Source organism: Pseudomonas sp. BP8 (assembly GCF_017875955.1).
Classification (GTDB): domain Bacteria; phylum Pseudomonadota; class Gammaproteobacteria; order Pseudomonadales; family Pseudomonadaceae; genus Aquipseudomonas.
Genome location: NZ_JAGINK010000001.1, coordinates 1,978,172 through 1,999,668, shown reverse-complemented (window position 1 = coordinate 1,999,668; position 21,497 = coordinate 1,978,172). Strand labels below are relative to the sequence as shown.

The following is a 21,497-nucleotide window of genomic DNA, read 5'->3' as shown; positions in this document are numbered from 1 at the left end:
GTCCATAGGGCTAGGCGCAACAGACGTCGCGCGGGGGCGCAAAGGGTAGCACCGACGATCGCCTGATGCGGCGTCATCAGTGTGGAAATTGTTGCCTGAATGTTCCGAGCAAAACTCTATTCGTAAATTTTTACGAACATCATAATCGATCATAAAAGACAAAAAATGCACCAAAAAGCAGCATAAAGGCTTAAATAGCCGATTACGATCGTATTGCCGTAACACCTTGTCATGTTTAACTTGACGAGAATGGGCTAATCGTTTTTTATTTTCACCACGCAATCGAGCGCCCGCCGATCAAAGACAAGCAGCGCCGCGATCACCCTTCGTCCACCTGCCCAGATCCACCCAGCACGACCTGACACAGGCGCGCCGCACGCGCCAACTGCCGCTCCACCATAAAAGGTAAACAACATGGAGCCCACCCGCATGACCTTGTCGCGCCCGCAATACGCCTCCTACGCTGTCCAGGCCCCGGAGTGCTACCCGCATGCAGCCTGAACAGAACACTATCGGCGGCGGCCAGATGCGCAAGTCCCTGCGCCTGTGGCATGTGGTGATCATCGGTTTGGCGTATCTCACGCCGATGACCGTGTTCGACACTTTCGGCATCGTCTCCGGCATCACCGCCGGGCATGTTCCCAGTGCCTATATCCTGGCCCTGCTCGGCGTACTGTTCACCGCCGTCAGCTACGGCACCCTGGTACGCCGCTTCCCCCAATCGGGTTCGGCCTATACCTACACCCAGCGCGCAATCAACCCGCACGTGGGCTTTCTGGTCGGTTGGTCGTCACTGCTCGATTACTTGCTGCTGCCGATGGTCAACGCGCTGCTGGCCAAGCTGTATCTCTCGGCGATGTTCCCCGAAGTGCCGCAATGGATCTGGGTGGCAGGTTTCGTCACCCTGATCAGCCTGGTCAATATGCGCAGCATCAATCTGGTGGCGCATTTCAACGCGCTGTTCGTGGCGGTGCAGGTGGCGATCATTGCGGTGTTCATCTACCTCTGCGTACGCGGCCTTGACCACGGCGAAGGCCTGGGTACGGCCTGGAGCCTGAGCCCCTTCGCCGATGCGCAGACCCAGTTCAGCGCCCTCGCCGCCGGCGCGACCATCCTCTGCTTCTCGTTCCTTGGCTTTGACGCCGTGACCTGCCTGTCCGAAGAAACCCGCGACCCGGCCAAGACCATTCCCCGGGCGATCTTTCTGACCGCGCTGATTGGCGGCCTGGTGTTCATTCTGGTGTCCTACTTCATCCAGGCCTACTTCCCGACCATGCAGCGCTTCCACGACCAGGAAGCGGCACTGCCGGAGATTGCCCTGTATGTCGGCGGCAAGCTGTTCCAGTCGGTGTTCATCGCCTGCACGGTGATCAACACCATCGCCTCGGGCCTGGCTTCGCAGACCAGCGTATCGCGCCTGCTGTACGTGATGGGGCGTGACGGGGTGATTCCGAGCAAGGTGTTTGCCCGACTGCACTCACGCTACAAGACCCCGGTGGTGAACATCGCGGTGGTCGGCCTGGTGGCGATGTCGGCGATCTTCTTCGACCTGGTCACGGCAACCTCGGTGATCAACTTCGGCGCGCTGGTGGCGTTCAGCTTCGTCAACCTGTCGGTGATCAACCACTGCTACCTGCGCGAGAAGCGCAACAAGGGCGTGGCGAACACCCTCAAGTACCTGGTACTGCCGACCATCGGCTTTTGCATCATCGTCTCGCTCTGGCTCGACCTGAACGAGCACTCGTTGCTGTTTGGCGGCGCCTGGGCCCTGCTGGGGCTGCTCTACCTGGGCTGGCTGACCAAGGCCTTCCGCGTTGCGCCGCCCAACTGCATCGCTGAATGACCTCCCTTCGACGCCCGCCTGACCGCGGGCGTCGGCCTGTTCGAGAAGGAAATCCCATGCTCCTGCGCCGCCTCTCCATCCAGTGGAAGATCACCCTGCTCGCCGGCCTGTGCCTGCTGCTGGTCGTCGCCCTGTTGGTGGCCACATCGCTGACCCAGGCCCGACGCAGCTCAGCCGAGGTGTTTGCGGCCAACAGCGAACTGCTCGACCACAGCGCACGCCTGCGCTTGCAGGCTCACGCCGAAACCCAAGCGTTACGTATTCAGCGCTACTTCATGGATGCCTACCAGTACGGCACTGGCTTCAGCCGCCTGGTGCAGGTACTCCGGCAGCAAGGCGCCGGAAACGTGCGCGAAGCGCTCACCACCCAGGCCCGCGCCGCATTGGCGGGCAATGCCGACCTGATCGGCCTGTACCTGGTGTTCCAGCCAAACGCCCTCGACCAGCAGGATGCCCGCTTCGTCGGCCAGGCCACCCAGGGCAGCAATGACAGTGGCCGCTTCTCGCTGTACTGGTCGCAGCCGCAGCACGGCACCCTGGAGGCGGAGGCCATGCCCGAGTCGATGCTGGCCGACACCCGCGTCGGCAGCAACGGCCTGCCCTACAACCGCTGGCTGACCTGCCCGCAGGAGACCGCCAGGGCCTGTGTGCTCGAGCCCTACTTCGATGAGGTCAATGGCCGTCAGGTATTGATGACCAGCATCGCCCTGCCCTTGCTGGACCACGGCAAGGTGATTGGCGTGATCGGCCTGGACATCGGCCTGGACAACTTGCAGCAACTGAGCCTGGCCGGTCGCCAGGAACTGTTCGACGGCCAGGGCCAGGTCAGCATCGTCAGCCCGGCCGGATTGCTCGCGGCACATAGCCGCGACAGCGCGCAACTGGGCAAGCCACTCGCACAGGCGATAGGCCTGCAAGGCCAGGCGCTGCTGGCGGCAATACACGCCGGCCAGCCAGTACAGCGCATGGATGAAGGCCAGATGCGTATCTCGCGGCCGTTCGCACCGATCCCCGACATAGCGCCCTGGCAGGTTTTGCTGGAGCTGCCCGAAGCGGTACTGCAGGCGCCGGCGGTCGCCCTCAATCAACGCCTGGCCTCTGACAACCAGCGAGCTAATACCACTAGCCTGCTGATCGGTCTGGGGGCCGCCGTGGCTGGCCTGCTACTGGTCTGGCTGACCGCGCGCGGGGTCACGAGACCAATCCTTGTCGTGGCTGAGCGCCTGCGCGATATCGCTAGCGGCGAAGGCGACCTGACCCGCCGCCTGGACTATGCCAGGCAGGACGAGCTGGGCCAACTGACAGGCTGGTTCAACCGCTTCCTGGACAAGCTGCAACCAGTGATCGCCCAGGTCAAAGGCTCGCTGGACGAAGCGCGCGGCACCGCCGATCAGTGCGCGGCAATCGCCAGCCAGACCAGCAACGGCATGCAGCAGCAACAGCGCGAGATCGAGCAGGTCGCCACTGCCGCCAATGAGATGAGCGCCACCGCCCAGGATGTTGCGCACAACGCCGCCCAGGCAGCACAAGCCGCGCGTGGTGCAGATCAGGCCAGTCGCGAGGGCTTGCAACGCGTCGCCGATACCCGCGCGGCGATCGACCGCTTGGCCTACGACATGAACGCAGCGATGGCCGAGGCGCGCTCACTGGAAAGCCGTAGCGAGCAGATCGGCTCGGTACTGGAGGTGATTCGAGCGATTGCCGAGCAGACCAACCTGCTGGCCCTCAATGCCGCCATCGAGGCCGCCCGCGCCGGCGAGGCCGGGCGTGGCTTTGCCGTGGTCGCCGATGAAGTACGCAACCTGGCGCAACGCACCCAGGTTTCGGTAGAAGAGATTCGCCAGGTGATCGAAGGCCTGCAGCAGGGCACCCGGGAAGTCGTCGGCGCCATGCACGACGGCCAGCGCCAAGCCCAGGACAGCGCCGGACAGATGCAACAGGCCTTGCCCGCCCTGCAGCGGATCGGCGAGGCTGTGGCGGTGATCACCGACATGAACCTGCAGATTGCCTCGGCCGCCGAGGAGCAGAGTGCGGTGGCCGAAGAGGTAAACCGCAACGTCGCCGGGATTCGCGATGTCACCGATTCGCTGGCCGGCCAGGCCGATGAGTCGGCCCGGGTCAGCCAGGCCTTGAATCGGCTGGCCAACCAGCAGCAGGCATTGATGGAACAGTTCCGCGTTTAGTCCGTGCTGGCCGCTTCGCGGGGCGAGCCCGCTCCTACAGGATCTCCGCTAACCCTGTAGGAGCGGGCTTGCCCCGCGAAGAGGCCGGCACCGGCACCCCAGCAGTATCGCCTTGAATAGAGCTCACCTTATGGATACACCACGCAAACCCACCTTCTTCGACTTGACCTGCGAACAAGGCCTGCTCCGCGCCTCCATCGCCGTCACCCTGTTCATTGCCACCATCGGCATTGGCTTCGGCCTTGCCTCAGGCTCGTTCTCGATCGTCTTCGATGGCGTCTACTCGCTGGTCGACGCAAGCATGAGCGGCCTGTCGCTGGTGGTGGTCAAACTGATCACCGCCCATGTCACCAGCGCACAGATGTCGCGCAAGCTGCGCGAGCGCTTCTCGATGGGTTTCTGGCACCTTGAACCGATGGTGTTGGCGCTCAACGGCATTCTCCTCAGCGGGGTTGCCATCTATGCACTGATCAACGCCATCAGCAGCCTGCTCGAAGGCGGCCGTGACCTGGAATTCGGCCTGGCGCTGATCTATGCGGTGCTGACGGTGATCGCCTGCGTCACCATCGCCATCGTCGAAGCCCGCGCCAACCGCACGCTCAACTCCGACTTCGTACGCATGGACGTCAAGGGCTGGGTGATGTCTGCCAGCATTACCGCGGCGCTGCTGATTGCCTTCTGTGTCGGCCTGGCTATCCAGGGCACACGCTGGGAATGGATCTCGCCGTATATCGACCCGGCGGTACTCGGCCTGGTGCGCCTGGTGATCATTCCGTTGCCGCTGTCGGTGGTGCGCCAAGCGCTGGCGGAGATCTTCCTGGTTACCCCGATCGACCTCAAGCAGCATGTCGACAGTGTCGCCCAGGCCTTCGTCAGCAAACACGGCCTGCAGTCGTACCGCGCCTATGTGGCCAAGGTCGGGCGCTCGCGGGAAATCGAACTGTACTTCATCGTGCCAACCGACATGCCAGCGCGGACCATCGGCGAATGGGATGCGCTGCGCAACGAGGTCGGTGATGCGGTAGGCGGCGAAGGGCCGGATCGCTGGATCACGGTGGTGTTTACCGGTGATCCGGAATGGGCGGAGTAACTTTCGGCTTTTGAACACCATAAACGAAAAAAGCCCGCCTCCGTTTCCGGGGCGGGCTTTTTCGTACTGCGTATGGTGGGTCGTGTAGGATTCGAACCTACGACCAATTGGTTAAAAGCCAACTGCTCTACCAACTGAGCTAACGACCCGTTGGATGGCGCGTATAATACTGATTTCTAACGAGAAATCAACACCCCATCATAAAAAATTTCAAAAATAAGGCGTTGGATCTTCGACACCGGCAGCCTTGAAGCCGTCTGCACGCAGGCGGCAGCTGTCGCACTTGCGGCATGCGCGCCCCTGGTCGTCGGCCTGATAGCAGGACACGGTGAGGCTGTAGTCCACGCCACGGGCAATGCCGGCCTGGACGATCTGCGCCTTGCTCATGTTTTGCAGTGGCGCCTGAATACGGAAGCCCTGCCCTTCTACCCCGGCCTTGGTGGCGAGGTTGGCCATGCGCTCGAATGCTTCGACGAACTCAGGGCGGCAGTCCGGATAACCGGAGTAATCCACGGCATTGACGCCAATGAAGATATCGCGCGCCTCGAGTACTTCGGCCCAACCCAGGGCCAGCGACAGAAAGACGGTGTTGCGCGCCGGTACGTACGTCACCGGAATGCCTTCACTCGGCGCCTCAGGTACGTCGATGCTGCTGTCAGTGAGGGCCGAGCCGCCAATACCGTCAAGGTTGAGGCCGATCACTTTGTGCTCGACCACGCCCAGGTCGCGGGCGACCCGGGCCGCCGCGTCGAGCTCGGCGCGATGGCGCTGGCCGTAGTCAAAGCTCATGGTGTAGCAGCTGTAGCCCTCGGCCTTGGCCATGGCGACTACGGTGGCCGAATCGAGGCCACCGGACAGCAAAATTACCGCGCGTTTCTCAGTCATGTTCCGTTTCCTCGTTATCAGCGGCCCGGTTCGTCGTTCCACAGCTGCTTGTGCAGCTGCAACTGGAAGCGCACGGGCAGGTTGTCGGCGACAATCCAGTCGGCCAGGTCGCTGGCCTTGACCTGATGGTGGCTTGGCGAGAACAGCACCTCACCGGCGCGCTGCTCAAGGTTGTACTGGATCAGTTTGGAAACCGCCCAGTCGTAATCCTCGCGCGAACAGATGACGAACTTGACCTGATCATTGCGGGTCAGCAGCTCGATGTTCTCGTAGCGATTGCGGTGGGATTCTTCGGACCCGGGCGTCTTCAGATCAACAACCCGGCTGACCCGCGGATCGACCTTGGAGATATCCAGCGCGCCGCTGGTTTCCAGGGACACTTCATAGCCGGCATCGCACAGCCGGGTGAGCAACGGCAAGGCATTGGGCTGGGCCAGCGGCTCGCCACCAGTCACGCAGATATAGCGCGGACGAAAGCCTGCCACTTGTTCGAGGATATCGTCGAGGGTACGCACGGTGCCACCGGTGAAAGCGTAGGCACTGTCGCAGTATTGGCAGCGCAGGGGGCAGCCGGTCAGGCGCACGAAAACGGTGGGCAGCCCAGCCGTTCGCGTTTCACCCTGCAACGAGTAAAAGACTTCGGTGATGCGTAAGGTATCTTGCATGATCGCCACGGGCGAGACAGCTAAACAGGCTGTCTGCCTCCGTCAGGCACTGTCGCGGACTCGACATAGCGTTATCCGCGTTAGCGTATTGGAAAAAGGGCGCAAATTTTACCGGAAAATGAGGGGATCCGTCCAGAAACCTTGGATCACGCGGTTGTCACCGGACAACTACCTTTGTCCCTATGAAGTCGCGAAGTTACGGGCGGCGTCTGGGTTGCTGTTGTTTATGATAGTGGTATGGGTGGTGGATATTCGGGCCTCTTCGCGGGGCAAGCCCGCTCCTACAGGTCCTGAGGCGCTCACAAAAACCTGTAGGAGCGGGCTTGCCCCGCGAAGAGGCCGGTACTGCCAATGCAAATCGCAGGGCGCAGCCCTGCCAGCCACCCCACAAATCCGCTGGTAAACAAACAAAGCGAGAGCGCAGCGATTCGCCAGCCGTTGCCCTGGCTGTTGATCTTGATCTTGATCTTGATCTTGATCTACCTGCGACCTCAGGAGGCCGAGCGCAGGTCTTGCGCAGGGAGGTGGAGGCCATGGATGGCCGGAAAGCGCTGAGGCCCAGGATGGGCCGTACAGCGCGGTCCTCCCGGAGCAAGACCGGAGCGAGGGAACCCCGCAGCGCAGCGTAGGGGCCGGATGCAGGAGCAAGCGGTTTTTGGTTACTTTTTTCCAAGAAAAAAAGTGACCCGCCGTAAGGGCGGAAGGGGCCAGCAGCCTCACCCCGTCAAATGGATAAGCCCCCAACCCAAACCCCCAAGCCAAAAAAAACCCGCGCCAGGCGCGGGTTTCTTTAAACAGTCAATTCACAGCTTCTGCAAATCACGCTGAGCCAGTTGCGCAGCAGAAGTGCCAGGATACTGAGTCACAACCTGCTGCAGGATGCCCTTGACCTTGTCAGTGTGCCCAAGCCGACGCTCGACATCAGCCAGCTTGTACAACGAATCAGGCACCTTGCTGTGCTTCGGATACGACTGGCTGACCTTGGCAAAGGCCTGACTGGCACCTTGCAGGTCACCTTTGGCCAGGTTCACTTCACCCAGCCAGTACTGCGCGTTTCCGGCGTACTGACTGTTCGGGTACTTGCGCAGGAAGGCGTTGAACGCCTGACTGGCCTTGTCGAAGTCCTTTTGCTTGATCAGGTCGAAAGCAGCATCGTAATAGAGCTTTTCTTTCGCCGGATCACCCGGCTCGCTATTGGCGGCCGGTTGTTGGGCAGCAACGCCAGCGGCAGCGCCGGCAGCTGCACCAGCAGCAGCCCCAGGGGCGCCACCGGTTGAAGAATTATCGGGAGTCGCGGCAGGCGCGGCGCCACTGTTGATGCGACGGTCCAGGTCCTGGTATCGCTCCAGGTTTTCCTGCTTCATGCGCGACACATCGTTTTGCAGCTCTTCGATGATGCCTTGCTGGCGGGAAAGCTGGTCCTGCATCTGTTGCAGCTGCATGAACAGCTGGCCCTGTGCAGAAGCAGGGGCCGAAGCCCCTACTCCGGCAGAGGCGCCGCTCGTGCCGTAACCCGCGGGCGGATAACTGCTCGCGTTGTCATCTACTACTGGAACCGCAGCCCAGGCCGCAAGCGGCAGGCTGAGTGTGAGGACGGTCAAAGCACGGCGGCACATTCGCATAGGACTTACTTACGCAGTTCTACGCGACGGTTTTGAGCCCAGGATTGCTCGTCGTTGCCGGTGGCAACTGGACGCTCTTCACCGTAGGAAACCAGTTCCAGCTGTGCAGGGGAAACGCCCTGCAGAACCAGGTAACGCTGGACGGCCTTGGCGCGACGCTCACCCAGAGCCATGTTGTACTCGCGGGTGCCGCGCTCGTCGGTGTTGCCTTCCAGAACAACACGGTTGCCGTTGGACTTCAGGTCCTTGGCGTGAACGTCCAGAGCGCGCATGGCTTCTGGCTTCAGGTCCGAGCTGTCGTATTCGAAGTAGAAGGTGGTGATTGCGCGCAGGGCGGCTTCTTCGCTCAGGCTGCCATCAACAGCGCCAGTGTTGGCACCGTAACCAGCGTTAGGATCAACAGCAGCGCCTTCACCGGCGTTGTCGCCACCTTTCGAAGAGCAACCTACAGCTACAGCCATGGCCAGAGCCAGCGCAGCGAATTTACCAAACTTCAGCATTTCCATCGTGAAACTCCTAATGAAACCCCAGTGTGTTAAGCAAAACGTATTACGCCGCAATCAGTTCAGGTAAGGGGACCAGGACGGTTCTCTGACTTCGCCTTGCGCGGTAGGAAGCGGGAGCCTCACGCGTCCGTTGAGAGACACGAGCATCAAGACTCCCCGGCCCTGCTGGCGGGTGGCGTAGATTAGCATGGTGCCGTTAGGCGCGACAGTGGGAGACTCATCAAGACTGGTCTCGGAGAGAATCTTTACACTTCCGCGCTGCAGGTCTTGTGCAGCCACCTTGAAGTTGGTGAAACCCTGTTGGCGATGAATCATCACCAAGGTCTTCTCGTCCGCCGAAAGTTTCGGGTTGGCGTTGTAGTTACCAACGAAAGTTACCCGCTCGGCACTGCCGCCACTTACCGAAGTCTTGTAGATCTGCGGCTTGCCACCACGGTCGGAGGTGAAGTACAGGGTGTTGCCATCCTTGCCCCAGAACGGCTCGGTGTTGATCCCTGGGCCGGCAGTAACACGGCTGATCTGGCGCGAACCCATGTTCATCACGTAGATGTCCGGGTTGCCGTCCTTGGACAGCACAAACGCCAGGCGCGAACCATCCGGCGACCAGGCCGGAGCACCATTGAGGCCTTGGAAGTTGGTGATCTGCTCACGGCGACCGGTATCGATGTGCTGGACGAAGATGCGCGGACGGCGCTGTTCGAACGATACATAGGCGATACGCTTGCCATCCGGCGCGAAGCGCGGCGACAGGATCGGCTCACGCGACTGCAGCAGGGTTACCGCACGCGCACCGTCGTAGTCCGAACGCTGCAGGGTGTAGCGGGTGTTATTCGCAGAGAAGCGCTCGGCCGTCACGTACAGCATACGGGTAGAGAACGCACCCTTGATGCCGGTGAGCTTCTCGAACGACTGGTCGGCAATGTAGTGCGACATGTCGCGCAACTGGTCGACGGTGCCCGCGACGCTGCCGGTCAGCACTTGCTGCTCGGTGGCGACGTTGAACAGCGCGTACTGCACCTGCAGGCGGCCGCCGGACGGCACGATGCTGCCGACCATCACGTACTGGGCGCCCAAGGCTTTCCAATCGCGGAAGATGACTTCGCTGGCCTGGCTCGGCTGGCTGATCATGTTCTGCCGCGGGATCGGCGAGTAGTAACCGGAGTTGCGCAGGTCATTGCCGATGATATCGGCCATGTCTTCCGGCAGCACGCTACCACCCTGCAGACCGAACGGCACTACCGCGATGGGCGTGGCCCGATCACTGCCGCTGGTAACCAGGATGTTCTTTTCCTCTGCAACGGCCATACCTGCCACGCAGCAGAGCATGACCAGCAGTCCTCGAAAGAGTTTAATCACAACGCGAGATCCTCAGGTGTAAATGTCATCTTGAATGAACGATACGGATTGAACTCGTTCGGCTTCAAGCCCTGCATTTCGGTCAAACGACCAATGTTCTTCACTGCTGCCACCGCCGAGCTGTCGAACGGGCCGTCTCCACTGGAGCGGGATACGCTGACGCTGGTGATGGTGCCGTCCGGCAGCATGTTGATCTGCAGAACTACCGTCATACCCTTGCGTGCAGATGGCGGACGCGCCCAGCCCTCGGCGGCGCGCATGCGGATCAGGTCGTCGAAATCACCGGCCACCTGGTCGCCCTGCTCGTCAGCCAGCGCTTGTTGCCGTTCGGTGGTATCAGACAGCAGCTCGGCCAAGGCCTGGGCTTTCTTGTCTTCCGCCGCCTTGCGGGCCGCTTCCTGTGCTTTTTTCTTCTGGGCGTCTGCCGCGGCCTTTTTCTTGGCCTCTTCAGCTGCCTTCTTCTTCGCTTCCTCGGCCGCCGTCTTCTTCTTGGCGTCCTCGGCTGCTTTTTTCTTGGCGTCTTCGGCCGCTTTCTTCTTGGCCTCTTCCGCTGCGTCTTTCTTGGCCTCTTCCTCGGCTTTTTTCTTCGCCTCGTCTTCAGCCTTCTTCTTGGCGATGTCGGCCTGCTGCTTCTCGGCTGCCTTTTTCGCTTCGTCGGCTTTCTTGGCCTCGGCAGCCTTCTTGGCTTCAGCTGTCTTCGCCGCTTCCTCGGCTTTTTTAGCTTCGGCGGCTTCGCGAGCCTCCTCAGCCTTTTGAGCCGCGTCGGCTTTCTTTTGTTCCGCAGCCTTCACGGCCTCCTGCTCGACCTTCTTCTGTTCCAGCTGCTCGACCTCGGTCTGGCGCGAAGCGGTTTTTTTCGCTTCCCCGGCAATCTTCTGATTGGTCTGGGTGGTCGCCTGACTCTTGGACTTGAGCTGGTAGAGCGTAGCCTGAACGATAGGCTTGGAAGGCGGCAGCTCCGGTGTCATGGCGAAGCTGACGAACAGCATCGCGAACACCAGCACATGCAAGCCGATGGCCCAGACACTGGGCCAGAAGTAGCTTTCCGAGGCGGATGGCTCTCGCTGTTGCATCAGGGCGCCTCGGTAATCAGGCCAACGTTACCGACACCGGCCTTCTGCAACCCGCCCATGGCGCCCATGACCGAGCCGTAATCGACAGCCTTGTCGCCACGAATGAAGACCTGGGTCTGCTTGCCCTGGTCGCGACCAGCGGCAATGATCTTGGTCACCGCATTGGTCATGTCCGGCAAGGTCATGGCCTTGTCCATCTGCTTGTCGGTATCGACCTCGCTGCCAAGGTTCCAGTAGTAGGTCTTGTCGGACTTGATCGAGATGGTCAGGATCTGGACGTTGTTGTCCTGCGGCAAGGCTTCGCTGGAAACCTTGGGCAGGTCGACCTTCACCCCTTGGTTGAGCATGGGCGCCGTCACCATGAAGATGACCAGCAGCACCAGCATCACGTCGATGTAAGGCACCACGTTCATCTCGGCGACCGGCTTGCGTTTGTGGCGAACTCGGGCCATGGGTTTCTACCTGATTACTCTTCGCTGGTGTGCACTTTACGGTGCAGGATCGCCTGGAACTCGTCGGCGAAGGTGTAGTAACGACCGATCAGCACTTCGCTGCGTGCGGCGAAACGGTTGTAGGCAATGACTGCCGGGATTGCCGCGAACAGACCGATCGCGGTGGCGATCAGGGCTTCGGCAATACCGGGAGCTACCGTGGCGAGGGTCGCCTGCTGGGCAGAAGCCAGGCCACGGAAGGAGTTCATGATGCCCCACACGGTACCGAACAGACCGATGTACGGGCTGGTCGAACCGACGGTGGCAAGGAACGGCAGGCTCTGTTCGAGCTTTTCTTCCTCACGCGAAATCGCGACGCGCATGGCCCGGCCAACGCCTTCCATGACCGCGTCCGGATCCACACCCGGCTGCTGACGCAGACGCGAGAACTCTTTGAAGCCGGCCCGGAAGACCTGTTCGACACCGGAATCCGGGTCGGGGTTGCTGCCAGCCTGACGGTACAGCTTGGACAGATCGATGCCTGACCAGAAGCGCTCCTCGAAGGCATCCAGCGCACGACGACCGGCGCGCAGCATTGTGCTGCGCTGGAAGATCATGATCCATGAAGTGACCGAGGCGGCCACCAGGATCAGCATTACCAGCTGCACCACAATGCTGGCATTGCTGACCAGACTCCACATGGAGGTATGGTCGACGACGTTAGCTTCCACGCTTATTCTCCTGCATTCGATTGAGTACCCGTGCCGTCCGCCAGGAAGGCGTCGCGCAGCTCTGGGGGGATGGCCCGGGGTTTGAAAGTGTCGGCGCGCACGGCGGCCACCAGGAACTGCCCCTCACAGAGCAGCGTTGCATCTTTTTCCCGCCAGACCTGCTGCACGAAACGCAGGCTGGCGCGGTTCAACTCAACGACTTGCGCGGTTACCCGCAGTTCATCGTCCAGACGTGCCGGCGCGTGGTAGCGCGCCTCAGTGGAATGAACCACGAACAGCAGGTTTTGCCCGGCCAGTTGGTGCTGGGAAAAGCCCAGATGTCGCAGCCGCTCGGTGCGCGCACGCTCCATGAATTTCAGGTAGTTGACGTAATACACCACGCCACCTGCGTCGGTATCTTCGTAATAGACGCGACAGCGGTGTGCGAACGATTCCAGCCCATTTTGCGCGCGCATACTCTAGTGCTTACTCCTCAGCTTGCCAATCCGCCCCGGCAACTGTTTTTTCAGTAATGTCCCATTGCCAGCTCGCCATGAACATGCCAGCGGTAGGACCACGAAAACCCCGATTCGATCTGTCATTCATCGGCCGCCTCGGAAAAACCTACGGGGTCAGCCAGACGCCCTGGAATGTTCAGACCAAAATGCAGGTAGGCGTGCCGGGTGACCACACGGCCCCGCGGCGTACGCATGATGTAACCCTGCTGGATCAGGTACGGTTCAAGCACATCTTCGATGGTGTGGCGTTCTTCGCTGATCGCCGCCGCCAGGTTGTCAACGCCGACCGGACCACCGTCGAATTTTTCGATCATGGTCAGCAGCAGGCGCCGGTCGGAATGGTCGAAACCACGCTCATCGACGTCCAGCAGGTTCAGCGCCAGATCTGCCACCGCCTTGGTGATTTCGCCCTTGCCACGCACTTCGGCGTAGTCACGCACCCGCCGCAACAGGCGGTTGGCAATACGCGGCGTGCCGCGGGCACGGCGGGCAATTTCATAGGCACCCTGCGGATCGATGACCAGGCCGAGAATCCCGGCCGAGCGCGTGACGATGGTGGCCAGGTCTTTATCGCTGTAGAACTCCAGGCGCTGGACAATGCCGAAGCGGTCGCGCAAGGGGTTGGTGAGCATGCCGGCGCGCGTGGTGGCGCCAACCAGGGTAAAGGGAGGCAGGTCGAGCTTGATCGAGCGGGCCGCCGGGCCTTCGCCGATCATGATGTCCAGCTGGAAGTCTTCCATGGCCGGATAGAGCACCTCTTCGACAACCGGCGACAGCCGGTGGATCTCATCGATGAACAGCACGTCGTGCGGCTCGAGGTTGGTCAGCATCGCGGCGAGGTCACCCGGGCGCTCGAGGATCGGCCCCGACGTACTCTTGACCGACACCCCCATTTCCTGGGCAATGATGTTGGCCAGGGTGGTCTTGCCCAGCCCGGGCGGACCGAAGATCAGCGTGTGATCGAGCGACTCGCTACGGCCACGTGCAGCCTGGATGAACAGCGCCATCTGTTCGCGCACCACCGGCTGGCCGATGTACTCGTCCAGGCGCAGCGGGCGAATCGCGCGGTCATGGACCTCTTCGCGGTCGCGCCCGGAGGCGGCGATCAATCGGTCGGTTTCGATCACTTGCTAATCATCCCTTTGAGGCTGCGACGGATCAGATCCTCGCTGCTCAGGCCAGCCTTGTCCTTGATCGCCGACACGGCCTTGCTCGCCTCCTGAGGCTTGTAGCCCAGCGAGACCAGCGCACTGACCGCATCGGCCTCGGCGGTCGAGGCGCCGCCGACCGGTGCCGGACCGTCGGAGACCAGGGTGAACATCGCCGGGGAGGTTTCCCAGGCCTTGAAGCGATCCTTGAGCTCGACCAGCAGGCGTTCAGCGGTCTTTTTGCCAACACCGGGCACGCGCACCAGCACCGAGGCGTCCTGGGCCTGCACGCAACGCACCAGCTCGTCGATTTCGAGGCCGGACATCAGTGCCAAGGCCAGCTTCGGGCCGACGCCATTAAGGCGAATCAGCTCGCGAAACAGCTCACGCTCGCGTTTTTCGCCAAAGCCGTAAAGCAGGTGAGCGTCCTCGCGCACCACCAGGTGGGTGTGCAGAGTAACCGGCTCGCCGAGCTTGGGCAGGCGGTACAGGGTCGTCATTGGCACCTCGAGCTCATAGCCCAGGCCGTTGACGTCGATAATCAGGTGTGGCGGTTGTTTTTCCGCCAGGGTGCCGCGCAAACGTCCAATCACGTTTTGATCCTTCCTCACGGGCGCCGGCCATCGACCGGTCAACCCTATCAGCAAATGCGCCGGATGAACGTTTCACCCGGTCAAAATGTGTATCAGCGCATGAAGCGACTACAGACGCAAGCGTCCGCCGCGGCGCCGGGCCGTGGTCAGCCCATGGGGGATAAGGCTGGAGCGGGTGTGCGCATGGCACAGGGCAATGGCCAGGGCGTCGGAGGCGTCGATCTGCGGTTTCTGGGTGAGCTTGAGCAAGTGCATGACCATCATCATCACCTGCTCTTTATTGGCGCCGCCGGTACCGGCCACGGCCTGCTTGACCTGGGTGGCACTGTATTCGGCGATTTCCAGGCCCGCTTCGGCCGCAGCGACGATCGCCGCACCGCGCGCCTGACCGAGCTTGAGCGCCGAATCGGGGTTGCGCGCCATGAACACGCGTTCGATACCCATGGTCACCGGGCCATGCTGCTGGATAATCTCGCTCACACCTCGAAAAACGATCTGCAGCCGCTCAGGCAGCTCGCCGGCGCCCGTGCGGATACAGCCCGAGGCGACGTATTCGCAGCCCCGAGCAGTCTGGCGTACCACGCCGAAACCGGTGATGCGCGAACCGGGGTCGATACCAAGAATCAGTGTCATAGCGCCTGCAAGGGTTGGGCGCGTGGGCGCCACTGAAATATTGAAGCCCTGAGGGCGTCAGAAAGCTGCGCTGCCAATGCCGGCCTCATCGCGGGGCAAGCCCGCTCCCACGCATGCGCGGTGGGCCGGCATCGACGCCTGTAGGCGTTACTGCGGACAACCTTAACCCAGCTGCTCCATGATCTCGTCAGAGATCTGCGCATTGGAGTAGACGTTCTGCACGTCATCCAGGTCTTCGAGCATGTCGATCAGCTTGAGGACCTTCTCCGCGCCGTCCTGGTCCAGTTCGGCGCTGGTGGTCGGCAGCATGACGATCTCGGCGTCGGCAGCCTTGAAGCCCGCCTCTTCCAGGGCATTACGCACCGCATAGAAGCTGTTGAAGGAGGTAAAGACGTCGAAGGAGCCGTCGTCGTTGGTCACCACGTCATCGGCATCGGCTTCCATGGCCGCTTCCATCAGCGCATCTTCATCCACGCCGGCAGCGAAGCTGATCTGCCCCTTGCGCTCGAACAGGTAGGCCACCGAACCGTCGGTGCCGAGGTTGCCGCCGCACTTGGAGAACGCATGGCGCACGGCCGCTGCAGTACGGTTGCGGTTGTCGGTCATGGCTTCGACCATGATTGCCACGCCACCTGGGCCGTAACCCTCGTAGCTGAGCTCCTCGACGTTGTCGCTCTCATTGGTGCCCGCACCGCGCGCAACTGCCCGGTCAATAATGTCGCGGCTCATGTTGGCGCCCAGTGCCTTGTCCAGCGCCAGGCGCAGACGTGGGTTGGACGCGGGGTCAGCACCGCCCTGCTTGGCCGCGACGGTCAGTTCGCGGATCCACTTGGTGAAGACCTTGCCTCTCTTGGCATCCTGGCGCTCTTTGCGGTGCTTGATGTTCGCCCACTTGGAATGACCAGCCATAACGACTCCAAATCCTTGTAACAGAAACAGGTTCCGCCCCGAAGGGCGGAACGCGAGGAAATCTGCGCGCAAGCGCGTGGGTGCATCCGCTTGGATGCACCCGGGCCGGGCTTACTCGACCTTGGTCTGCTCGCGCAGACGGATGTGCAGCTCACGCAGGGCCTTGGCATCGACCAGGCCTGGGGCCTGAGTCATGACGCACGCGGCGCTCTGGGTTTTCGGGAAGGCGATCACTTCACGGATCGACTGCGCGCCGGTCATCAGCATGACCAGGCGGTCCAGACCGAAGGCCAGACCACCGTGCGGCGGTGCACCAAACTTCAGCGCGTCGAGCAGGAAGCCGAACTTCTCTTCCTGTTCTGCCGCCTCGATACCCAGCAGACGGAATACCGCCTGTTGCATCTCTTTGCGGTGGATACGGATCGAACCACCACCCAGCTCGGTGCCGTTGAGCACCATGTCGTAGGCGCGGGACAGCGCGGTGGCCGGGTTGGCCTCGAGCTCTTCCGGCGAGCACTTGGGTGCGGTGAACGGGTGGTGCAGCGCGGTGAAGCTGCCGTCTTCGTTCTCTTCGAACATCGGGAAGTCGACGACCCACATCGGTGCCCACTCACAGGTGTGCAGATTGAAGTCGTTGCCGACCTTGATGCGCAATGCACCCAGGGCTTCGCTGACGATCTTGAACTTGTCGGCGCCGAAGAACACGATGTCGCCGTCGACCGCGCCAACGCGATCCAGGATCACATTGAGGTTGGCCTCGGGGATGTTCTTGACGATCGGCGACTGCAGACCTTCAACGCCTTTGGCACGCTCGTTGACCTTGATGTACGCCAGGCCCTTGGCACCGTAGATGCCGACGAACTTGGTGTACTCGTCGATCTTGCTGCGCGGCATGCTGGCGGCGCCTGGCACGCGCAGGGCGGTGACGCGGCACTTCGGATCGTTGGCCGGGCCGGCGAAGACCTTGAAATCGACGTCCTTGAGCTGGTCGGCAACGTCGACCAGCTCCAGCGGGTTGCGCAGGTCTGGCTTGTCGGAACCGTAGCGACGCATGGCCTCTTCAAAGGTCATGTGCGGGAAGTCACCGAACTCCAGGTCCAGTACTTCCTTGAACAGCTTGCGGATCATGCTCTCGGTGAGGCCCATGATCTCGGACTCGTCGAGGAAGCTGGTCTCGATGTCGATCTGGGTGAATTCCGGCTGGCGGTCGGCACGCAGGTCTTCATCGCGGAAGCACTTGGCGATCTGGTAGTAACGGTCGAAACCGGCAACCATCAGCAGCTGCTTGAACAGCTGTGGCGATTGCGGCAGGGCAAAGAAGCTGCCCGCATGGGTACGGCTCGGCACCAGGTAGTCACGCGCACCTTCTGGGGTAGCGCGGGTCAGGATCGGCGTCTCGACGTCGAGGAAGCCGTTTTCGTCGAGGAAGCGACGGATGCTGGTAGTGATGCGCGAACGCAGACGCAGCTTCTCGGCCATTTCCGGACGACGCAGATCGATGAAGCGGTAGCGCAGGCGGGTTTCTTCGCCGACGTCCGAGTATTCGTTGAGCGGGAACGGCGGCGTTTCAGCTTCGTTGAGCACGGTGAGCTGATAACCCAGGATTTCGATACCGCCGGACGCCATGTTGGCGTTGACCGCACCGTCGGGGCGCTTGCGCACCTTACCGGTGATCTGCACCACGTATTCGCTGCGCACGCGGTCGGCGGCGGCGAAGGTTTCGGCGCGATCCGGGTCGAAGACGACCTGGGCCATGCCTTCGCGATCACGGATGTCGAGGAAGATCACCCCGCCGTGGTCGCGGCGACGATGGACCCAGCCGCAAAGGGTGACTTCCTGGCCGTCCAGGCTCTCGTTCAGTTGGCCGCAATAATGGCTGCGCATCATGATGGTGGTTCGCTTCTCGTGATTCGTGTATTCGGTGGAGGCCTTGGCCGCCCAGAAGGGCTAATACTGCAAGACCCGGTCGGTGCAATTCAACTCAGTCGGCCTTGTCGCCGCCGGCCAGATTCTTTTTTGCCCCGGTCTTGAAGTCGGTTTCGTACCAGCCGGTGCCGCTCAGGCGAAAGCCGGGCACCGACAGCAGCTTCTTCAATGCCGGCGCCTGACAGGCCGGGCAATCAGTCAAGGGCGCGGCGCTGATCTTCTGCAGCGTCTCGAATTGATGATCGCAGGATGCACATTGATAGTCATAAAGGGGCATGGGTGTCTCTCGTCAACCATAACGACTGGCTGCCGGGGCAGCAAAAAGCGGGATTATATATGGTTAAGGAGTGCTGTGCAGCCCGCCCGGCGATCAACGCACGCTTGGCGGATCGAGCAGCCAGGCTACACAGATCACCCGAATCAGGCCGCTGAAGTTTCTCACCCCGCCGTGACGCAGGTGAACTTCGCGGTCCACGTACGACAACACTGCACTGACCGAGCAGCCATTGGCCTCGGCGATGCGCTCAAGGATTCGCCAATACACCTGCTCGAGCCGCAGGCAGGTAGCAAAGCCGTTGAGCCTGACCGAACGCGACACCGGCCGCACCTGCAGCATGTCGAAGTCGGCACTGAAGGGGTCGACCCATGCCTTGACCGGCCACTTGCCCTGGCAAGCAACACGCCTGCACCTTTGCACCATGACTTCCATCGCTGCCACTCCATCGCCAAGGGAACCTCCCCCGTGCCGGAGCACTGGGGCCAAGGCCTCCAATGAAGCGCTGCAACGCCATTGAAAAGCAGCGGCAAGGTTTTCCGGGCGCAAATGCAAAGGCCCGGCAGCGCTGAGCGATGCCGGGCCTTGCTGGCACATCAAGGTGGGTTTACTTACCTTCCAGCAGCACCCGCAGCATCCAGGCCGTTTTCTCATGGACCTGCATGCGCTGGGTCAGCAAATCGGCGGTAGGTTCGTCGCTGACCTTGTCGACCACCGGGAAGATACTGCGCGCAGTGCGCGTCACGGCCTCCTGCCCTTCGACCAGCTGGCGGATCATCTCATCGGCGGGCGGTACGCCCTCCTCCTCCTTGATCGAGGAGTGGCGCGCATAGAAGGCATAGGAACCCGGCGCAGGGAAGCCCAGCGCGCGTATCCGTTCGGCAATCGAGTCGACCGCCAGGGCCAGCTCGTTGTACTGCTCCTCGAACATCAAGTGCAGGGTGCGGAACGACGGACCGGTGACGTTCCAATGAAAGTTATGGGTTTTCAGATACAGCACGTAGGTATCCGACAACAGGCGGGACAGCCCATCGACGATGGACTTGCGATCTTCTTCACTGATACCGATATCGATTGCCATGAAGCTCCCCTTTCCATAAGGCTTGATCAGTCAAGCGGGCGGAAAACACTGTAACAAGTCTTGCCCAAGCATGCATGTGACCCAGGGCAAACCTTCCCTGTCATCCCCTCGGTTTGAGATGCCTGCGGCTTTACTGTTAAATAGGCAGTGTGCCACCCGTGCGGATTGTGAATGCCGGGTGCATAGGCAGGCCAGTCGTGTGATCGCGCTTTCTCTCTCATGCGCACCACGCTGCCCGCTCTTCCTGTGATCGGCCTTATCAATGCGAGCCAACCAACATGTTCAAGATCGTCCATCTGGTGACGGGCGTAGCAGCCTTGCTGCTGTCGCTCATACCCAGCCTCAGAACCGATGCAACACCCTTCCTGCTGCAACCGGAGGCCGTTTACCTGGCCTTGCTCGGCCTGCTCAACCTGCTTCTTGCACCGGTAGTACCGCTGTACTATCGAGGCACGCGGCAGCAACTGCAATACCTGGCCAGCGCCCTGCTGGTCGTGGCGGTGGTCCTGCAGACCGTGGCCTTGCTGGCCCGCCCGGAACTGGGCAATTTGCCCGCCTTGCTCTGCGCTGCCTTGGCGGTGGCCCTGCACTTGGTCGCGAGCTTCAGCCGCAACGGTAAAAAGTCCCGCGCCCACGTTGGCACCACCCAGGATGCCAATACGCGTGATACCGGCACCGTCAAGTGGTTCAACACCTCAAAAGGGTTCGGGTTCATTTCCCGCGACTCGGGCGACGATATCTTCGTGCACTTTCGCGCTATTCGTGGCGAGGGCCATCGCGTCCTGGTCGAAGGCCAGCGCGTGGAGTTCTCGGTGATGCACCGCGACAAAGGCCTGCAAGCCGAAGACGTGGTGGCGGTGTCCCGCCGCTGATCGGACCCACCTTGCGGGAGCAACGCTCCCGCAAGCCGCATCGATCAGTAATGAGGTGGCGGCGCCTCTTCCCCTTCACTGCCGTACTGCCCAACCATTTCCTCGTAACGCTTGATCAGTTCAGCCATCTGCAACTGCAGACGGTCGATCACCCGCCCCTGCTCCACCACAACATCGTTGAGCGACTGGATGGTGTCATCCTGAAACGCCATGCGGGTTTCCAAGTCGATGATCTGCGCTTCCAGAGACATCTGCTCAAGCCTCCTTATAGTCGTCATTCAACGTTTCGCGCAGGCGCTGACGAAGCTCGGCAAGCTGCGCCTCGCCGTACTCGACGGCTGCCACCTTGCCCCACACCGGCGCCGGCCACGCCGCATCGTCGCGGCGACGCACGATCACATGCATGTGCAACTGGCTGACCACGTTGCCCAAGGTCGCCACATTCATCTTGTCGGCGGCAAAACTCTGTTGCAGGGCCTGCGCAAGGTAGGTGGTCTCCTGCCACAACTGTTGCTGGTCGGCGGCATCCAATTGGAACAGCTCGCTGATATCAGCACGGCGCGGCACCAGGATGAACCACGGATAGTTGGCATCCTTGCTGAGCAACAGACGGCACAGCGGAAAGTCTCCCAGAACCAGGGAATCCTGCTGTAGACGCGAATCCAGGACGAACACGGCAATCTCCTTCAAAGCTAGCAGCCCGCTGAGCGCAGGCACGATGAGCGAAGGATACCTTGCTTCACACTGGACAGCATGAAATGCGACATTCAAGACGCGAATCGGCACTCTTTTGGTTCGCGTACTGGCAAAAAGCCCCAAGGCGGTAACACAGCGCTACTTTTCGCACCAAAATGAGGCCCGGCAGTGCGAGCCACCCCACTCTTTCCCATTAAAACTACTCAGGATGAACAATTAGCGGTAACACATTGACTTAGTTAGCAACCTTACTGTTATTCCCGGTACGCGTTACTGGCACACCATCAGACAGCTTGGACCCCCTATTCCCGGCGGTTTGCTCCTTGCCCAGCGGGTTATTGTGAAAATTTCATCAACGCAGTGTGAAAATGAGCACGCTTGTTGCATTCATTCCTCGCCAAGTCGGCACGAGACCTGCATTGACCAGGTGGACGCGACAAATAAAACAGCGGCATTGGACAAACCAGGGAGTTTCACGCGTCG

The 21,497-nt window shown here is 61.2% G+C and carries 23 protein-coding genes and 1 tRNA gene; 4 read left to right on the top strand and 20 right to left on the bottom strand.

Features of this window, described 5'->3' with window-relative positions; genetic code table 11:
* Positions 1-490: 490 nt before the first annotated feature.
* The 3 genes from J3B00_RS08750 to J3B00_RS08740 all read left to right on the top strand — a co-directional run bounded on the left by J3B00_RS08750 (position 491) and on the right by J3B00_RS08740 (position 5,116).
* Positions 491-1,843 carry an APC family permease gene (locus tag J3B00_RS08750; protein ID WP_209866740.1) on the top strand — a complete coding sequence of 451 codons (1,353 nt, stop codon included), beginning with the start codon at positions 491-493 and terminating at the stop codon, positions 1,841-1,843.
* A 56-nt stretch (positions 1,844-1,899) separates the two neighbouring features.
* Entirely contained in the window at positions 1,900-4,026 is a 2,127-nt protein-coding gene (locus J3B00_RS08745) for a methyl-accepting chemotaxis protein (RefSeq protein WP_209866738.1), read from the top strand.
* A gap of 130 nt (positions 4,027-4,156) precedes the next feature.
* Positions 4,157-5,116 (top strand): cation transporter, encoded by a 960-nt coding sequence (locus tag J3B00_RS08740; RefSeq protein ID WP_209866735.1) that lies wholly within the window; start codon positions 4,157-4,159, stop codon positions 5,114-5,116.
* 73 nt (positions 5,117-5,189) lie between these two features.
* Here J3B00_RS08740 and J3B00_RS08735 read toward each other — a convergent pair.
* From J3B00_RS08735 to J3B00_RS08650, 18 genes are all read right to left on the bottom strand, one after another.
* Positions 5,190-5,265, bottom strand: a tRNA-Lys gene (locus tag J3B00_RS08735).
* A 61-nt stretch (positions 5,266-5,326) separates the two neighbouring features.
* Complete coding sequence (queC, locus tag J3B00_RS08730) at positions 5,327-6,001, bottom strand: 7-cyano-7-deazaguanine synthase QueC (protein WP_209866732.1); 675 nt, start codon at positions 5,999-6,001, stop codon at positions 5,327-5,329.
* Positions 6,002-6,018: 17 nt separating this feature from the next.
* On the bottom strand, positions 6,019-6,666 hold the full coding sequence (queE, locus tag J3B00_RS08725) for a 7-carboxy-7-deazaguanine synthase QueE (protein WP_209866730.1): 648 nt from the start codon (positions 6,664-6,666) through the stop codon (positions 6,019-6,021).
* A gap of 803 nt (positions 6,667-7,469) precedes the next feature.
* A complete protein-coding gene (gene ybgF, locus J3B00_RS08720) occupies positions 7,470-8,288 on the bottom strand; it encodes a tol-pal system protein YbgF (protein ID WP_209866726.1) in 819 nt (272 codons plus the stop codon).
* A 5-nt stretch (positions 8,289-8,293) separates the two neighbouring features.
* Positions 8,294-8,794, bottom strand: a complete 501-nt coding sequence (pal, locus tag J3B00_RS08715) for a peptidoglycan-associated lipoprotein Pal (RefSeq protein WP_012273762.1) — start codon at positions 8,792-8,794, stop codon at positions 8,294-8,296.
* 54 nt (positions 8,795-8,848) lie between these two features.
* Complete coding sequence (gene tolB / locus J3B00_RS08710; RefSeq protein WP_245362741.1) at positions 8,849-10,120, bottom strand: Tol-Pal system beta propeller repeat protein TolB; 1,272 nt, start codon at positions 10,118-10,120, stop codon at positions 8,849-8,851.
* Positions 10,121-10,146: 26 nt separating this feature from the next.
* On the bottom strand, positions 10,147-11,223 hold the full coding sequence (gene tolA, locus J3B00_RS08705; RefSeq protein WP_209866722.1) for a cell envelope integrity protein TolA: 1,077 nt from the start codon (positions 11,221-11,223) through the stop codon (positions 10,147-10,149).
* Positions 11,223-11,675 (bottom strand): protein TolR, encoded by a 453-nt coding sequence (gene tolR, locus J3B00_RS08700; RefSeq protein ID WP_209866721.1) that lies wholly within the window; start codon positions 11,673-11,675, stop codon positions 11,223-11,225. The genes tolA and tolR overlap by 1 nt, the downstream gene beginning before the upstream one ends.
* Before the next feature lie 14 nt (positions 11,676-11,689).
* Positions 11,690-12,385 (bottom strand): protein TolQ, encoded by a 696-nt coding sequence (gene tolQ, locus J3B00_RS08695; protein WP_119143916.1) that lies wholly within the window; start codon positions 12,383-12,385, stop codon positions 11,690-11,692.
* Between the two features lie 2 nt (positions 12,386-12,387).
* Complete coding sequence (gene ybgC, locus J3B00_RS08690) at positions 12,388-12,840, bottom strand: tol-pal system-associated acyl-CoA thioesterase (RefSeq protein ID WP_209866720.1); 453 nt, start codon at positions 12,838-12,840, stop codon at positions 12,388-12,390.
* Positions 12,841-12,962: 122 nt separating this feature from the next.
* Positions 12,963-14,009, bottom strand: coding sequence for a Holliday junction branch migration DNA helicase RuvB (gene ruvB / locus J3B00_RS08685; RefSeq protein WP_209866719.1), 1,047 nt, complete (start codon positions 14,007-14,009; stop codon positions 12,963-12,965).
* A complete protein-coding gene (gene ruvA, locus J3B00_RS08680; RefSeq protein ID WP_209866717.1) occupies positions 14,006-14,623 on the bottom strand; it encodes a Holliday junction branch migration protein RuvA in 618 nt (205 codons plus the stop codon). The genes ruvB and ruvA overlap by 4 nt, the downstream gene beginning before the upstream one ends.
* A gap of 108 nt (positions 14,624-14,731) precedes the next feature.
* A complete protein-coding gene (gene ruvC, locus J3B00_RS08675; protein WP_209866714.1) occupies positions 14,732-15,256 on the bottom strand; it encodes a crossover junction endodeoxyribonuclease RuvC in 525 nt (174 codons plus the stop codon).
* A gap of 162 nt (positions 15,257-15,418) precedes the next feature.
* Positions 15,419-16,165 carry a YebC/PmpR family DNA-binding transcriptional regulator gene (locus J3B00_RS08670; protein ID WP_209866712.1) on the bottom strand — a complete coding sequence of 249 codons (747 nt, stop codon included), beginning with the start codon at positions 16,163-16,165 and terminating at the stop codon, positions 15,419-15,421.
* 111 nt (positions 16,166-16,276) lie between these two features.
* Entirely contained in the window at positions 16,277-18,052 is a 1,776-nt protein-coding gene (gene aspS, locus J3B00_RS08665; RefSeq protein WP_209866710.1) for an aspartate--tRNA ligase, read from the bottom strand.
* A 94-nt stretch (positions 18,053-18,146) separates the two neighbouring features.
* On the bottom strand, positions 18,147-18,368 hold the full coding sequence (locus tag J3B00_RS08660) for a zinc ribbon domain-containing protein (protein WP_209866708.1): 222 nt from the start codon (positions 18,366-18,368) through the stop codon (positions 18,147-18,149).
* Between the two features lie 93 nt (positions 18,369-18,461).
* Positions 18,462-18,791, bottom strand: coding sequence for a ribbon-helix-helix domain-containing protein (locus tag J3B00_RS08655; protein ID WP_209874697.1), 330 nt, complete (start codon positions 18,789-18,791; stop codon positions 18,462-18,464).
* Between the two features lie 181 nt (positions 18,792-18,972).
* A complete protein-coding gene (locus tag J3B00_RS08650; RefSeq protein ID WP_186555362.1) occupies positions 18,973-19,446 on the bottom strand; it encodes a Dps family protein in 474 nt (157 codons plus the stop codon).
* A gap of 278 nt (positions 19,447-19,724) precedes the next feature.
* Between J3B00_RS08650 and J3B00_RS26785 the strand changes: the two genes are divergently transcribed.
* Entirely contained in the window at positions 19,725-20,318 is a 594-nt protein-coding gene (locus tag J3B00_RS26785) for a cold-shock protein (RefSeq protein ID WP_281075080.1), read from the top strand.
* A 44-nt stretch (positions 20,319-20,362) separates the two neighbouring features.
* Here the strand turns inward: J3B00_RS26785 and J3B00_RS08640 are convergent, their stop codons facing one another.
* A complete protein-coding gene (locus tag J3B00_RS08640; RefSeq protein WP_209866706.1) occupies positions 20,363-20,569 on the bottom strand; it encodes a SlyX family protein in 207 nt (68 codons plus the stop codon).
* A gap of 4 nt (positions 20,570-20,573) precedes the next feature.
* Positions 20,574-20,993, bottom strand: a complete 420-nt coding sequence (locus J3B00_RS08635) for an HIT domain-containing protein (protein WP_209866704.1) — start codon at positions 20,991-20,993, stop codon at positions 20,574-20,576.
* Between the last annotated feature and the right edge of the window lie 504 nt (positions 20,994-21,497).

Excerpts from the sequence above, each read along its gene's own strand:
- tolB (WP_245362741.1), bottom strand. The coding sequence starts at position 10,120 with ATGCTCTGCTGCGTGGCAGGTATGGCCGTTGCAGAGGAAAAGAACATC.
- aspS (WP_209866710.1), bottom strand. The coding sequence starts at position 18,052 with ATGATGCGCAGCCATTATTGCGGCCAACTGAACGAGAGCCTGGACGGC.
- J3B00_RS08670 (WP_209866712.1), bottom strand. The coding sequence starts at position 16,165 with ATGGCTGGTCATTCCAAGTGGGCGAACATCAAGCACCGCAAAGAGCGC.
- J3B00_RS08750 (WP_209866740.1), top strand. The coding sequence starts at position 491 with ATGCAGCCTGAACAGAACACTATCGGCGGCGGCCAGATGCGCAAGTCC.
- J3B00_RS08740 (WP_209866735.1), top strand. The coding sequence starts at position 4,157 with ATGGATACACCACGCAAACCCACCTTCTTCGACTTGACCTGCGAACAA.
- queC (WP_209866732.1), bottom strand. The coding sequence starts at position 6,001 with ATGACTGAGAAACGCGCGGTAATTTTGCTGTCCGGTGGCCTCGATTCG.
- queE (WP_209866730.1), bottom strand. The coding sequence starts at position 6,666 with ATGCAAGATACCTTACGCATCACCGAAGTCTTTTACTCGTTGCAGGGT.
- ybgC (WP_209866720.1), bottom strand. The coding sequence starts at position 12,840 with ATGCGCGCGCAAAATGGGCTGGAATCGTTCGCACACCGCTGTCGCGTC.
- ybgF (WP_209866726.1), bottom strand. The coding sequence starts at position 8,288 with ATGCGAATGTGCCGCCGTGCTTTGACCGTCCTCACACTCAGCCTGCCG.
- J3B00_RS08745 (WP_209866738.1), top strand. The coding sequence starts at position 1,900 with ATGCTCCTGCGCCGCCTCTCCATCCAGTGGAAGATCACCCTGCTCGCC.
- J3B00_RS08655 (WP_209874697.1), bottom strand. The coding sequence starts at position 18,791 with ATGGTGCAAAGGTGCAGGCGTGTTGCTTGCCAGGGCAAGTGGCCGGTC.
- ruvC (WP_209866714.1), bottom strand. The coding sequence starts at position 15,256 with ATGACACTGATTCTTGGTATCGACCCCGGTTCGCGCATCACCGGTTTC.
- J3B00_RS08660 (WP_209866708.1), bottom strand. The coding sequence starts at position 18,368 with ATGCCCCTTTATGACTATCAATGTGCATCCTGCGATCATCAATTCGAG.
- J3B00_RS08640 (WP_209866706.1), bottom strand. The coding sequence starts at position 20,569 with ATGTCTCTGGAAGCGCAGATCATCGACTTGGAAACCCGCATGGCGTTT.
- J3B00_RS08650 (WP_186555362.1), bottom strand. The coding sequence starts at position 19,446 with ATGGCAATCGATATCGGTATCAGTGAAGAAGATCGCAAGTCCATCGTC.
- J3B00_RS26785 (WP_281075080.1), top strand. The coding sequence starts at position 19,725 with ATGTTCAAGATCGTCCATCTGGTGACGGGCGTAGCAGCCTTGCTGCTG.
- pal (WP_012273762.1), bottom strand. The coding sequence starts at position 8,794 with ATGGAAATGCTGAAGTTTGGTAAATTCGCTGCGCTGGCTCTGGCCATG.
- tolR (WP_209866721.1), bottom strand. The coding sequence starts at position 11,675 with ATGGCCCGAGTTCGCCACAAACGCAAGCCGGTCGCCGAGATGAACGTG.
- tolA (WP_209866722.1), bottom strand. The coding sequence starts at position 11,223 with ATGCAACAGCGAGAGCCATCCGCCTCGGAAAGCTACTTCTGGCCCAGT.